Annotated in this window: 13 protein-coding genes and 1 pseudogene; 5 read left to right on the top strand and 9 right to left on the bottom strand. The window is 68.5% G+C overall.

Going from position 1 to position 12,905, the window contains the following annotated elements:
• On the bottom strand, nucleotides 1-1,200 hold the full coding sequence (locus ACFY6U_RS10270) for a CaiB/BaiF CoA transferase family protein (RefSeq protein WP_390036642.1): 1,200 nt from the start codon (nucleotides 1,198-1,200) through the stop codon (nucleotides 1-3).
• A 129-nt stretch (nucleotides 1,201-1,329) separates the two neighbouring features.
• Here ACFY6U_RS10270 and ACFY6U_RS10265 point away from each other — a divergent pair, with 129 nt between their 5' ends.
• From ACFY6U_RS10265 to ACFY6U_RS10250, 4 genes are all read left to right on the top strand, one after another.
• Complete coding sequence (locus ACFY6U_RS10265; RefSeq protein ID WP_390036640.1) at nucleotides 1,330-2,283, top strand: LysR family transcriptional regulator; 954 nt, start codon at nucleotides 1,330-1,332, stop codon at nucleotides 2,281-2,283.
• A gap of 232 nt (nucleotides 2,284-2,515) precedes the next feature.
• The gene (locus ACFY6U_RS10260; RefSeq protein ID WP_390036638.1) at nucleotides 2,516-3,982 is read left to right on the top strand and encodes an aldehyde dehydrogenase; all 1,467 of its coding nucleotides are present in this window, start codon (nucleotides 2,516-2,518) and stop codon (nucleotides 3,980-3,982) included.
• A 98-nt stretch (nucleotides 3,983-4,080) separates the two neighbouring features.
• A complete protein-coding gene (locus ACFY6U_RS10255) occupies nucleotides 4,081-4,950 on the top strand; it encodes a hypothetical protein (RefSeq protein ID WP_390036636.1) in 870 nt (289 codons plus the stop codon).
• Nucleotides 4,947-5,762, top strand: a complete 816-nt coding sequence (locus ACFY6U_RS10250; RefSeq protein ID WP_390036634.1) for an HpcH/HpaI aldolase/citrate lyase family protein — start codon at nucleotides 4,947-4,949, stop codon at nucleotides 5,760-5,762. Before ACFY6U_RS10255 ends, ACFY6U_RS10250 begins: the two co-directional genes overlap by 4 nt.
• A 9-nt stretch (nucleotides 5,763-5,771) precedes the next feature.
• On the opposite strand, the gene ACFY6U_RS10245 is transcribed toward ACFY6U_RS10250, so the two are convergent.
• The 5 genes and pseudogenes from ACFY6U_RS10245 to ACFY6U_RS10225 all read right to left on the bottom strand — a co-directional run.
• Nucleotides 5,772-6,446, bottom strand: a complete 675-nt coding sequence (locus tag ACFY6U_RS10245; RefSeq protein ID WP_390036632.1) for a GntR family transcriptional regulator — start codon at nucleotides 6,444-6,446, stop codon at nucleotides 5,772-5,774.
• Between the two features lie 77 nt (nucleotides 6,447-6,523).
• Nucleotides 6,524-7,642: a DUF3500 domain-containing protein gene (locus ACFY6U_RS10240; RefSeq protein ID WP_390036630.1), complete on the bottom strand. Its 1,119-nt coding sequence runs from the start codon at nucleotides 7,640-7,642 to the stop codon at nucleotides 6,524-6,526.
• Between the two features lie 76 nt (nucleotides 7,643-7,718).
• Complete coding sequence (locus ACFY6U_RS10235; protein ID WP_390036628.1) at nucleotides 7,719-8,489, bottom strand: fumarylacetoacetate hydrolase family protein; 771 nt, start codon at nucleotides 8,487-8,489, stop codon at nucleotides 7,719-7,721.
• 211 nt (nucleotides 8,490-8,700) lie between these two features.
• On the bottom strand, nucleotides 8,701-9,522 hold the full coding sequence (locus ACFY6U_RS10230) for an alpha/beta fold hydrolase (protein ID WP_390036626.1): 822 nt from the start codon (nucleotides 9,520-9,522) through the stop codon (nucleotides 8,701-8,703).
• A 237-nt stretch (nucleotides 9,523-9,759) separates the two neighbouring features.
• A pseudogene (locus tag ACFY6U_RS10225) lies at nucleotides 9,760-10,476 on the bottom strand (homogentisate 1,2-dioxygenase); the annotation flags it as partial.
• 22 nt (nucleotides 10,477-10,498) lie between these two features.
• On the opposite strand from ACFY6U_RS10225, the gene ACFY6U_RS10220 reads away from it, so the two are divergent.
• A complete protein-coding gene (locus tag ACFY6U_RS10220) occupies nucleotides 10,499-10,879 on the top strand; it encodes an IclR family transcriptional regulator C-terminal domain-containing protein (RefSeq protein ID WP_390036624.1) in 381 nt (126 codons plus the stop codon).
• 167 nt (nucleotides 10,880-11,046) lie between these two features.
• Here the strand turns inward: ACFY6U_RS10220 and ACFY6U_RS10215 are convergent, their stop codons facing one another.
• From ACFY6U_RS10215 to ACFY6U_RS10205, 3 genes are all read right to left on the bottom strand, one after another.
• The gene (locus ACFY6U_RS10215) at nucleotides 11,047-11,421 is read right to left on the bottom strand and encodes a DoxX family protein (protein ID WP_390036622.1); all 375 of its coding nucleotides are present in this window, start codon (nucleotides 11,419-11,421) and stop codon (nucleotides 11,047-11,049) included.
• A gap of 137 nt (nucleotides 11,422-11,558) precedes the next feature.
• Nucleotides 11,559-11,798 carry a hypothetical protein gene (locus ACFY6U_RS10210; RefSeq protein WP_390036620.1) on the bottom strand — a complete coding sequence of 80 codons (240 nt, stop codon included), beginning with the start codon at nucleotides 11,796-11,798 and terminating at the stop codon, nucleotides 11,559-11,561.
• 324 nt (nucleotides 11,799-12,122) lie between these two features.
• Nucleotides 12,123-12,785: an NAD(P)-dependent oxidoreductase gene (locus ACFY6U_RS10205; RefSeq protein WP_390036619.1), complete on the bottom strand. Its 663-nt coding sequence runs from the start codon at nucleotides 12,783-12,785 to the stop codon at nucleotides 12,123-12,125.
• Between the last annotated feature and the right edge of the window lie 120 nt (nucleotides 12,786-12,905).

Raw genomic sequence — 12,905 nt, 5'->3', positions numbered from 1 at the left:
TCAGACGACGTGCCCGGCCTTCAGGCCGTCGATTTCGGCAGGGCTGTATCCCAGGCCGGCCAGGATGGTGTCGGTGTGTTGCCCGGCGGCGGGGACGGCGTCCATGCGTGGGGCCGTTCCGGCCAGACCCACGGGCGGCAGCAGTGCGGACACCGCAGCTCCGCCGGGAAGCCGTACCTCCCGCCAGCGATCCCTGCCGCTGAGCACCGGGTGCGCCAGGAAGTCGGTCATCTCGTTCACGCCGGCGTTGGCGATGCCCGCCGCGTCCAGCAGCTTCGTCACCTCGTCGCTGTCCAACTCGCCGAAGCGCTTCGCGACGATCACGTTCAATTGCTCCCTGTGGGCCACCCGCGCCGAGCCCGTGGCGAAGCGGGGATCCGTGACGAGCCCGGGCCGGCCCAGGAACCGTTCGCACAGGGCAGCCCATTCGCGCTCGTTCTGAACGGAGAACAGCACGTCCCTGCCGTCGGCGGCGGTGTAGGCGCCGTAGGGGGCGATGGTGGCGTGCTGGGTGCCCAGGCGTGGGGGCTGGGTGCCGCCGTAGCGGGTGTAGTAGGCGGGTTGGCTCATCCACTCGGCCAGCGCCTCGAGCAGCGAGACCTCCACGGCACGGGCGACACCCGTGGTGGCCCGGGTGAACAGGGCGGTGAGGATGCCCGAGTAGGCGTACATGCCCGCCGCGATGTCGGCGATCGACACACCGACCCGTGCCGAACCGTGCTCGTTGCCGGTGAGGGAGGCCAGACCGGTCTGGCACTGCACCAACAGGTCGTACGCCTTGCGGTCGGCCCACGGTCCGGTGGAGCCGTAACCGGAGATCGAGCACGGGATGAGGGAGGGGAAGCGGTCGGCGAGGGTCTCGGCGCCCAGGCCCATCCTGGCTGCTGCGCCCGGGGCCAGGTTCTGCACGAACACATCCGCGTCGGCGAGCAGTCGCTCCAGGATCGCGCGGCCGGCGTCCGTCTTGAGGTCCAGCGTCACCGACTCCTTGGACCGGTTCAGCCACACGAAGTAGCTGGACTCGCCGTGCACGGTGGTGTCGTACCGGCGGGCGAAGTCGCCCCCGCCGGGCCGCTCCACCTTGATCACCCGCGCGCCGAGGTCCGCCAGCTGGCGGGTGGCGAAGGGAGCGGCCACCGCCTGTTCGACGCTGACGACGGTGATGCCGGAGAGGGGCAGCGCTGTGGGGAGCTCGGTCATGAGGTGTCCTCCAGGAGGGTGTGGTTCCCGCGCCGGAATGCCATCATGAACACTCATGACGGCGTAGGTGAAATAGCAATACGGCATAGCGACATGCGCGCTTCGGATGACACCGGAAGGATCCGCGTCGTGGACCTCAAGCAGCTGAAGGCGATCGTCACGGTCGCCGAAGTGGGCAGCGTCACGCGCGCCGCCGAGCTGCTGCACCTGGTGCAGCCCGCGGTCACCCGGCAGATCCGCACCCTGGAGCAGGAGCTGGGCATCTCCCTCTTCGAACGGACGAGGACGGGCATGCGGCCCACCGAAGCCGGGGCGATCATGGTCGACCGGGCCCAGCGTGCCCTGAACGAGCTGGAGCGGGCCCGCGCCGAGGTGCAGCCGACCCCGGGTGTGGTGACCGGCGTCGTCACCGTGGGGCTGCTGGAGAGCACCAGTGACCTGCTGGCCGAGCCGCTGGTGACGGCGGTCGCCCGTGACCACCCCGGCATCGAACTTCGCTTGTCGACGGCCTACTCCGGGCATCTGCAGCAGTGGCTCGATGACGGCGACCTGGACCTGACCCTGCTCTACAACCTGGACAGCACGCCCTACCTCAGCGCGCATCCGCTGGTACGGGAGCGGCTGTGGGTGGCCGCTCCACCGTCGGCCGGCCTACGGGCCGACCGTCCGGTGCCGTTTTCGGAGGCGGCCGAGCACCGGCTCGTCATGCCCGCCTCGGGGCACGCGCTGCGTCGGCTGATCGACGCGGCCGCTGCGCGCTCCGGAGCCGCCATGGACATCGCCGTGCAGACCAACTCCCTGCGGGTGCAGAAGCGGCTCGTCCAGGCGGGGCACGGCTGGACCGTCCTGCCGGGGGTGGGCATCGCCGAGGATGTCGCGCGGGGCGCGCTGAGCGCCGCGCCGCTGAGCCACCCTGAGGTGTGGCGCTCCGTCGTCCTCGGCAGGCCGCGGTCCGGGCGCACCCCGCCCGCCGTCGAGGTCGTCGCACGGGAACTGGTCCGCCAGATCAACTCCGCGGTCGCTCAGGGCAGATGGCCCTCCGCCCAGGTCCAGGGGGACGACACCCCCGCCGAGCGCGAATAACCCGCTCTCGGGCACCGCGCGCGGCGAGGTGTTGGTGCGCTGGGCCGGCATGCACGATGCGCATACGGGCATCACGTCTTTCTATTGTTCAACCTCCTCCATCAGCACTCATGATGCAAGTCTCGTGAAATGACAGCGCGAGCCCACCATCCACGACGTGAGCGCGGCCGGCACGAACGCTTCCGCGCCGCTCTCGGCCCGGCCACCTTCCAGCTGACGGGATCCCCCTTCCATGCAGCGTTATCAGTTGTTCATCGACGGGGAGAGCCGCGAGGCCGCCGGCGGTGAATGGTTTCCCACCGACAACCCCTACCAGGGCACACCGTGGGCCGAGATCGCCAAGGCCACGCCCCAGGACGTCGACGACGCGGTCCGCGCCGCTCATCGCGCGCTGCGCACCGGCCCCTGGGCCGAACTGACCGCCAGTGCCCGCGGTGCCCTGGTGCGCCGGCTCGGCGACGCCGTCGCCGCGAACGCCCGGCACCTGGCCGAACTCGAAGTCCGCGACAACGGCAAGCTGTTCACGGAGATGCACGGGCAAGTCGCCTATGTTCCACAGTGGTTCCACTACTACGGCGGGCTCGCCGACAAGATCGAGGGAACCGTTCCGCCGTTGGACAAGAAGGGCTACTTCGCCTTCACGAAAAAGGAGCCCGTCGGGGTCGTCGCCGTCATCACGCCCTGGAACTCCCCGCTCCTGCTGTTGGCCTGGAAGATCGCTCCGGCCCTCGCCGCGGGCTGCACGGTGGTAGTGAAGCCGTCGGAGTTCACCTCCGCCTCCACCCTCGAACTGGCCCGGCTCTTCCATGAAGTGGGGCTGCCGTCGGGCGTGTTCAACGTCGTCACCGGTTTCGGCCACGACGTCGGCACGGCACTCGTCGAGCATCCCCTGGTCCGCAAGATCAGCTTCACCGGCTCGGACGCCACGGGCCGTCGGATCAACGAGGCCGCCGCCCGCGACTTCAAGCACGTCAGTCTCGAACTCGGCGGCAAGTCCCCCAACATCGTCTTCGCCGACGCCGACCTCGATGCCGCGGTCAACGGCGCCGTCTCCGGCATCTTCGCCGCCACCGGACAGACCTGCATCGCCGGCTCCCGGTTACTGGTGCAGGAGAACGTGCACGACGAAGTCGTCGCAAAGCTCGTGGAGTTGGCGCGGACCGCGCGCATGGGCGATCCCATGGACGAGGACACGCAGGTCGGCCCCGTCACCACCCCCGCCCAGTACGCCAAGGTCCTCGACTACATCGACATCGCCCGGCAGCAGGGCGCCCGACTCGTCCTCGGTGGCAAGGCCGCCGACCGCGGCGGCTGGTTCGTCGAACCCACCGTCTTCACCGGCGTGAGCAACAGCATGCGCATCGCGCAGGAGGAGGTCTTCGGCCCCGTCCTGTGCGTGATCCCCTTCAAGGACGAGGAGGAGGCGGTGGAGATCGCCAACGACAGCCGCTACGGCCTCGGCGCAGGTGTGTGGACGCGCGACATCGGCCGCGCCTTCCGCATGGCCGACCGCATCCAGTCCGGCACCGTCTGGGTCAACACCTACCGCGCGGTCAGCTACCTGGCTCCCTTCGGCGGCTTCAAGGACTCCGGCATCGGCCGCGAGAACGGCATCGCCGCCCTCACCCCCTACCTGGCGGACAAGGCCGTCTGGATCAACACCGCTGCTCCCACCGGCAATCCGTTCGTCCTGCGCTGAGAGAAGCCGCACGAGCCGTCCGCCCCATCCCCACGAAGGCGGCGCCGCTCATCTGCCCCAGATCCCACCCGCCCACAGCACACAAGGACAGAAGGACGATGCAGCCTGCTCCGCCCCCACTCGACGCGTACGTGGAGTCCTGGGCCCCCAGGCCGGTCACCGACGAAGACCCCCTGCCCTCCGGGCCGGTGACCGCCCTCTCGACGGTCCTGGACCTGCCCGGCCCGGTCGCGAAAGCCGGGGATCCGCTGCCCCCGCTGTGGCACTGGCTGTACTTCCTCAACTGGCCCGCAGGGCGGGATCTCGGTGCCGACGGTCACCCCCTCCATGGCCGCTTCCTGCCGCCTGTCCCGAAGCGGCAGCGCATGTGGGCGGGCGGCCGTTGCGATATCGTCCGGCCGCTGCGCCTGGGTGAGCCGGCCGAGCGCATCGGCAGCCTCGGCGCGGTGACGGTCAAGCAGGGCCGCACCGGAGAGATGCTGGTCGTCACCGAACGCCGTGAGTTCCGCCAGCACGGCCGCGTCTGCCTGGTGGAGGAACAGGACATCGTCTACCGGTCCGGGCGCACGAGGGGACAGCACCCGGCGGTCCTCGACGAATCCGCCTCCCCGCGCCCCGACAGCCCGTGGCAACTTCCGCTGCGCACGGACCCGGCCCTGCTCTTCCGGTTCAGCGCCCTGACCGCGAACGCCCATCGCATCCACTACGACGCCCCGTACTGCCGGGACGAGGAGGGCTACCCCGGAGTCGTCGTCCACGGCCCCCTGCTCGCCCTGTTCATGCTCGAGCTGCCCCGACGCCAGGCCCCCGACCGGCCCGTGCGATCGCTGTCCTATCGGCTCCGGCGGCCGGTGTTCGCCGGCGAGCACCTCATCGCCTGCGGCACTCCCGCGGGTGCCGGCGCGGAGCTGCATGTCGCCACGCACCGGGAAGACCGGCACGCCACAGCAGAGGTGACCTTCGCATGACCGAGCCCCACGACCTGATCGCCACCGCGACCAGCCTGCTGTTCGTCCCGGGACACCGGCCGGACCGCTTCGACAAGGCGGCTTCCTCCGGTGCCGACCTGGTCATCATCGATCTGGAGGACGCCGTCGCCCCCGAGGACAAGGACCGCGCCCGGGACAACGCCGTCGCCTGGCTCGCCCTCGGCAACCGGGCAGTCGTACGGATCAACCCGACCGGCACCCCCTGGTCCGAGAGCGACCTCGCCGTGGCCGCCGACCACGGCTGCCCGGTGATGGTGCCCAAGGCCGAGGATCCGACGGTGCTCATGGAACTCGCCGCGCGTACGGCCGGACGGTGCGCCCTCGTACCGCTCATCGAGACGGCCCGCGGCATCGGGCGGGCCTACGAGCTGTGCGCGACACCCGGTGTCGTCCGGGCGGCCTTCGGCAACGTCGACCTCGCCGCCCAGCTCGGCGTCGCCCACGACGACCACGCGGCACTGACCTACGCACGCTCCAGCCTGGTCCTCTCCTCGGCCGCCGCAGGCGTCAGTCCACCGATCGACGGCGTCACCACGGCTGTACGGGACAGGGAGGCCCTCGGCTCGGACATCGCCCACGCCCGAGGCCTGGGCTTCACAGGCAAGCTGTGCGTGCACCCGTACCAACTCCCTTACGTGAACGACGGGTTCGCGCCCACAGCAGAGGAACTTCGGTGGGCCCGCGCCGTAGTCCACGCCGGCGACTCCGTCACCACTGTCGACGGCCAGATGGTCGACAGGCCGGTCCTGGAACGGGCACGGCGTCTCCTGGCACTCGCCGCCCGCGCGTAGGGCGCGCCATCACTCCGCGTCCTGCCTGCGCTGCTCGATGAACGCCTGCAGGGTGTTCAGCCTGTGCTGTCGCGCGTAGCGCTCGACCCGGTCCGGTTCCGCACCCCGCTCGATGAGCGACAGCAACTCCTCGTGCTCCTCGACCGACTGGAGCGAGCGTGCCGGTACGAAGTCGAAGGTGGACCTCCTGAGCCGATCGAGGAGTTGCAGCTGCTTGTCGATCATGTTGAGCAGGTCGGTGTTCGGGCACCGGCTGCGGAGGATGGCGTGGAACTCGCCGTTCAGTCTGCCGAAGCCGACCGGGTCGAAGGATTCGCGGCTCCGGCGCATCTTCTCGTTCACCTCGCGGGCCGCCGCGAGGTCGTCCTCGGTGAGGAGCGGACCGCTGAGCCCGACCGCGGCACCGTCGACGATCGCCAGTGCTTCCGCCGCCGTCTCGTACTGCGTCTCGTCGATCGCGACCCGGGCGCCGACGTTCCGCTCGAAGGTGACGTACCCCTCGGCCTCCAGGAGCCGCACCGCCTCGCGTACCGGGACGGCGCTGACGGAGAACTCACGAGCCAGTTGTTCGAGGACCAGGCGATAGCCCGGGCTGTACGTGCCGTCCATGATGCGTTCGCGCAGCGCGCCATAGACCAACTGCGACTTCGACAGGCGAGGCCGTTCTGCATCGGTGGAAGGCATCGGTTGATCCTCGCCGGTGGGTCCGCAACGTACAAGGGGCACCGTCGGCTGGGCAGGTGCCGACGTTCCTCAGCATGTCATCCCTCTGCCGGCACGGTGGACCGAGTCCGGCGGGAGAGATGGTGATCGCTGTTCTGCGACTGTTCGTAGTGGTCGATCAGCAAGGTGTGGCCCAGGTCGTTGCGATAGTCCCGCCAGACCGAGTGGATGTGGTTGCCGCTGTCGATCGCGTTGTCGAACTCGATGAGCAACTGGTCGGTCTGGATCCGGTAGTAGTGCGACGTTCCGTGCCTGGTACCGCCCGCCCAGCAGAAGAAGATCTTGTCGTCGTTCGTGCCGTCGAGCGCGCGCAGATAGGTGTCGGCCAGCTCGTCGGGGACACGTCCGACGTACGTCCGGATGAGGTGCCTGATCAACGCGGACCCCCGGCTGTCCAAGTCGCAGGCGGCCACCCCGCGCGGCCGGTCGGCCTCGAACTTGAGCGCCTCCCGGTCCGCGTCCGAGATGCGGTACCCCGGGATTCCGAGGTCGACGTGGTCGGGCAACTCGACGCGGCCAATGCGGGGCACCTGCCGGGTGACGTAGTCGGCGGGAGCCACGTCGTGGATCACCGCCGCTTTTAGGTGTGTGTCCGACATGCCGTGGAGCAGCTCGAAGGCGAGCTCCTCGTCGCCCCTGAGCGGGTGGAAGAGGCCCGATGGAACCGGCTGCGCACCCATGTTGCACGGTGTGACCGTCAGATAGCGCTGATCGATGATGGTGTAGCTCAAGGAGAGGTGATGACCGATGACTCGCCAGCCCCATGTGTCCTCGAAGCCCGGGCGGCCGAAGAACGAGAAGGAGTAGTTGTCGGGATCGCGGAAGTCACCGGCGATGACGCCAAGGCCGCGCTCAAGGACCTCCTTCTCGCGCAGCATGTTCTCCATGGCCATGATCTGCAGCGCTTGGCTGTAGCCCCGTGTGCTCAGGCCTGAAGCCAGCAGGTGCTGTGCGAGGGTGCGTTGGTGCCCGTGCAGCGCCGCCATCGTGATCCCGGTCCGGTCGGGCTTCGGGATGAAGTCCCAGTCGAGCCGTCGGGGATCGGACATGGGGTAGCAGGCCATCGCACGCTGCTCGGGTGCCAGCGAGTTCAGGAGCGCCCACGTAGTGAACAGCATCTGTTTGATGGTGTTGGGGGCCTCGTATGGCGCGGTCACCTGGGGGGGCTCCTTGGCTTCTCTGGGTTGGTATGTCTCGGGCCGACATGGCGTCGATCCGGCGGTCGGGGGACGGCTACCCGTGCGGGGTGGCGCCCGTGGCCTCCGGGGCGGAGTGCCCGTACGCCGCCGCCCTCGCGGCGATGTCGGCCTGCGGAGCCGGCAGCAACGACCCGACGCGGTAGGCGTCCTTGGTGATGGACGTGCGCAGGCGACCGGTCGACGTTCGAAGTCCATTCACCTGCGTACCGGTTACTTCGACTTCGACGACGTCCCCGGGTTGTACGACGGAGGAGCCGGCCGGCGTGCCGGTCAGGATCACGTCACCCGGCTGGAGGGTCATGAACCGTGACAGGTCCGCGATGACGTAGGCGAAGTCGAACAGCATGTCGTCCTCGACGCGCGCGTCCTGCCGCAGCCGACCGTTGACATAGGTCTGGAGATGGAGACTCGAAGGGTCGAGTTGTGCCGCGTCCAGGACTGCCGGGCCGATCGGGGTGCATCCGTCGAGCCCCTTGGAATGGACGTTTGACCCGGGGTCGGCATAGCGCAGGTCGTACAGACCGAAATCGTTCGCCGCCGTCACCCCGCTGACGTGTTGCCATGCGTTGGCACGGCTGATGCGATGCGCTTCGGCTCCGATGACGAGGGCGATCTCTCCCTCGAAAGCCAGGAGTTCACAGTCGGCGGGCACGCCTAGCACGGAATCGGAGGGCGCCAGGGTCGATGGCGCCTTGAGGAAGTACGACGGAAATGCGGGAGTCCTGCCGCGCTGATCAGCTCGGCTGCGGTAGTTGAGGTGGACGGCCACCATCTTCGAAGGCCGATCGTGGAGTGGGCTGATCACCGGAGCGTCCTTTCGTCATCACAGCGACCGAGGGTGTGGCGGTGGATCCGGACCGACAGGGCGACGACACATTGCCTGGCCCCGAGGCTGCGTCGGTGGCGTTGGGGGTCAGGCGGCAGGCGTCTGCCGGGCGCGCCGCTGTCCACGGGAACCACCGCCCGCACTGGACAGCCGCGCACTGGACACTCCTCGAATACGGCTCTGGCCCCCGTCAGGGGGCCACGAGGGCGGAGTCCGGAGGAAGCCGGAATTCCGGTCCGTGAGTGAGGAAGTCGGCGACGAGGGCGCCCAGATCCTCCCCGCGGTCACCCTGCACGTCGTGTGCGGCGTCGTGCAGGAGGACGAAGCTGCAGTCGGGCATGAGACGGGCGAAGGTGCGTCCGTTCTGGGGCGGTATGAAGCCGTCCTGGTCGCCGAACACCACGAGGGTGCGAACGGAGCATCCGGGCAGACGTTCGGTGATGTTCTGCTGGTAGTCGGGGTCCGTTTCCTGAAGCCTGGAGATCAGTTCGAACATCCTGACCTGGGCGTCGGGGTGGGGTGGTTCGAAGACCGGTCGCCGCTCGGGGTGGATACGGACCTTGCGCAGGGCTTCCTCGGGCGTGATGTTCCCCGGTGCGGGGTCGGCGCCCTCGTGGAAGGTGCCGGGCGCCTCGAGGACCAGCGAGGTCACTCGTTCCGGGTGGTCGAGGGCGATGTGCAGGGCCACGTCGCCGCCCAGCGTGGTTCCGAGCAGGTGGAAGGTCTTGAGCCCGAGGTCCTGGGTCGCCTCGTAAAGGGTGTTGGCCAGTTCCGGGACTGTTTGATCGCGGCCGTCGTCGGGCTCGGCGCCCCAACCGGGCAGCGCGAACAGGATGACGTCGAACTCCTCGGCGAGGCGGTCCAGCAGGGGGGAGAAGCGCAGGCCGGCCGCGCTGTGGAGAACGACGAGACTGTCGCCGTCACCGGCGCGGAAGTATCGGATGGTGTGGCCGTCGGTTCGGGCGACGCCTTCTGTGAAGGCGGAGCCGTACTGTGCCGATGCGGATGTCATGGGGACCAACTTTCGACGCTGGAAGCTGGAGGAAGCCCTTGAAATATGTTTATAGGGCTGAAAACAAATATTTCAATGTCCCTCAAGGGTGTCAAGCATCTGGTCTTGAAACGGCTGCCGGCCCGCCATGGCGGACCGGCAGATGTGTCGCGTACGGCGGTGTCAGCCCGTGAAATGGCGCTCGATGCCGTTCCAGACCGCGTCGTAGCCCTCCTGAAGGGTCGGCAGGGCGAGGGCGGCTGCGGTCGGAATGACGGGGAGTCGGTGGTTGGCCAGACCGTTGGCACCGATCGGGCCGAGTTCGGGCAGCCTGAAGATCTGCCCGTAGTTCTCCAGGACGTATCCGCGGGCCACGCCGTCGGGCAGCTCCACCTTGAAGCGGAGGCCGCGGGGGAGGACGAGGATCTCGCCGGGGGAGACCGCGAGGACGCCGAGTTCCGTGGCCACCCGCAGACCGCCCTACTGCGGGACGATCAGCATTTCGCCGTCGCTGTTGACGAAGTACTCGCGGTCCATCGACCTGGCCGCGGCGTACATGTGGATGGCGACACCCGACTGCGCGCGTACATCGCCGTTGCCGCCGATGGTGAACAGCGACTCGACGAACGTCTTCGGCTCGGCGGGGAATTCGTAGGGGTCCCACCGCAGGCGGTTGGGGGAGGGAGCGGCGTTCGCGATCGGGCTCGCGGTCAGGCCGCCGGCATCGACCTGCCGGAACGGGGAGTGCTTCGCGGACGGTCGGATGCGGTAGACCCACGTACGCAGGTTGTCCTGGCGTGGCGCGGTGAACGAGGTGCCGCTCAGCTGCTCGGCGTAGAGTCCCAGCGGTGCCTTCTGCGGGCTGTTGCGGCCCTGCGGGAGAGCCCCCGGGACGGCTTCGGTGACGTGCTGGTTGCCGAAACCCGCCAGATACGCGAGGTCGCGTGCGGAAGCAGGGCTCGTCACCCTGCGCATCGGCAGCCGCCGTCCGCTCGGTGTGGGTGCTGCCGGTCTGGCCATCCTCGCGGCCATCGAGCAACCGGAACGTGACGACGTGCTGAGCGATGTCCTGGGACCGGTGGAACTCGACTGGGGCATCACCCCGCAGACTCTCGACGAGCTTGTCGCCCAGACGCGACGCCAGGGTTTCTCCCACATCGAGAACCAGATCACGCCCGGCGTGGCCGGGGTGGGCATGCCCGTCCGCGACCTGTTCGGGCAGCCCATCGGCAGCGTCGGTGTCGCGGCACCGATCAGTCGCATGCCGACCGCACGGGTGCGGGACGTGGCCGACGCCGTGGGACGCGCCGTCGGCCACATCCAGAATCGCCTCTTCGTAAATGGACCGAGGGTCGGGCCGAGCAGGGGACCTTCTTGATGTGTCAGCATCCGCTGACGAGCTGATCCGCCGCCTGGTCCGGTTGTGGTTCTCGATCCGATGCTCATGCGTGTCCTCTCGGAGAAGAGTTCTCTGACCGCGTACGAGAGCGAGCAGAGGCACCGTTCGGTGCCGAAGTGAGCTGGATCCTTGGCGTGACCCGTGGTTCAGAACTGGTACGGCCCGAACCGACCCCACGCGACCACGATCAGCAACGCGATGAAGTGGAGGTTGACGGCAGCCTTGTCGCTTTCGGAGCGACGGAGGTGGACAATGGACCCGCCTCCGGCCAGTACGACACCGCCGAGAGCGGCCCAGGCAACCAGTTCGGGCGCGATGCCGGTGACTCCCGGGAGAGTCAGACCGAGGCCTACCAGCACGTCGAACAGCCCAATGAGCTTCACGGAGTTGTCGGAGAACTCTTCGACCCAGCCGAAGGCGGTTAGGGCGAGCTTCTGTCTGTCGCGCACGATCTTCATCGTTCCGAATGCGACAAAGGAGACGGCAAGGTAGCACTGGAAAACCCACAGCAGCACATTCACGAGGACCCCCAGAGGGTAGGCGCCGGCAGCAGGCACCAGCGCAGCGACTTGTTGGAAGTGGGGCAACCTGCATATGAGTGACGCCGTCGCGACGCGACGGGGCGCTCCGACCTGGTCGTCGTGCCTTGCTCCGGCACTCAGTCGTTCAGCCGTACGGTGACAAGCACGCGCCCCTTGGCGTCTCGTCCGGCGACGGCATGGCCTTCTCGGTTCGCCCCGTCCAGCTCGAGCGATATCGGGCCACCGTCCCCCGTGAAGTTGCGCCACCAGTTCTTGGCGTCCGGGAACGCGACGGTGATCGTGATCACCTCTGCGCTGCGCCGGTAGGCCACCGGCGTGCTGAACGATCGTCCCGACCGGCGTCCTTTGTACGTCACGACCGTGAGATGGCGGGAAACGAACCGTCCCCACCTCCGTGAGGAACGGAGTTTCACCACCCCGGTGTTGAGACCGCCGACCATTCGGCGCGTCAGCGCCCCACCGTTTCGCATGATGTCTCCCGGGTTCGATTCCCGATCACGACTCCGGATGCTTGCCGCCCAGAGCCTGAGCACCGCCCACCTGACAGCCCCGAACGGGCAACTGGGCAGCTTCGGGCGTAAATTGACCAGTGGATCTCCACCACCGCAGCCACGAACAGGTCGGCCGTCTCGGTCTGATCGCGTTCGTGAGGGTGCCGCGGCCGGTGGACGGCGGGGTGCTCAGCCCCGCGTGTTCCAGACGAGCGGCGCCTTGTGGATCCATGTGCCCTGCTCGATGGTGTCCAGGAGGAAGCCGGCGAGGTCGGCGCGGTTGATCCGCGTGCCCGGCTTGTCGGTCCCGGCCTCGGCGGCCCGCACCGGAGTCACGACGGGCCCGTCGGCGAGGAGGACGGCCCGGACGAGGGTCCAGTCGGTGTCGGAGGCGCGCACGACCTCGTCCACGCCGTCGTGATCGTCGAAGCTGGCCTTGAGGTTGGAGAGCTTGACGAGGGCCTTGAAGACCGGATTGAGCGCGGCCCGGCCGTCCCCGGAGTTCTGTGTGGAGGTGAGGACGATGCGGCGGAGGTTCAGCTCGCTCATCACCGCGAGGGTGTTGCGGGTGGCGTCGGTCATGAACATGGGCGGGCTGACTGGCTTGGCCCAGGGGTTGTCGGAGGCGCGGGAGTTGTTGAGCGCGCTGATCACCGCCTCGCTGCCCTGGGCGGCCTTGCGGAGGTCGTCGATGTTCGACGGTGTGCCCTGGATCAGTTCGACGCCGTACGGGGCCTGGATCGCGTCGGGTCGGCGCACCAGCGCGCGGACACGGTGGCCGCGTGCGACGGCCTGAGTGAGCACATGGCGTCCGGTGCGGCCACTGCCGCCGAGAACGAGCAGGTCGGTCATGCTGTCACCTTGGTGGAGAGGGCAGACACCCATGCCGTTTCGGTGTCGATCGGCAGGGGCGTGGACTCGGTGCGACCAGGCACACCGGGGGACGGGTGCGGAAACCGCAGGCGGGAGATC

This window comes from Streptomyces sp. NPDC013157 (assembly GCF_042899865.1).
In the GTDB taxonomy this organism is placed as follows: domain Bacteria; phylum Actinomycetota; class Actinomycetes; order Streptomycetales; family Streptomycetaceae; genus Streptomyces.
The sequence above is the reverse complement of the archived record's forward strand: the minus strand, read 5'-3'. Positions and strand labels throughout refer to the sequence as shown.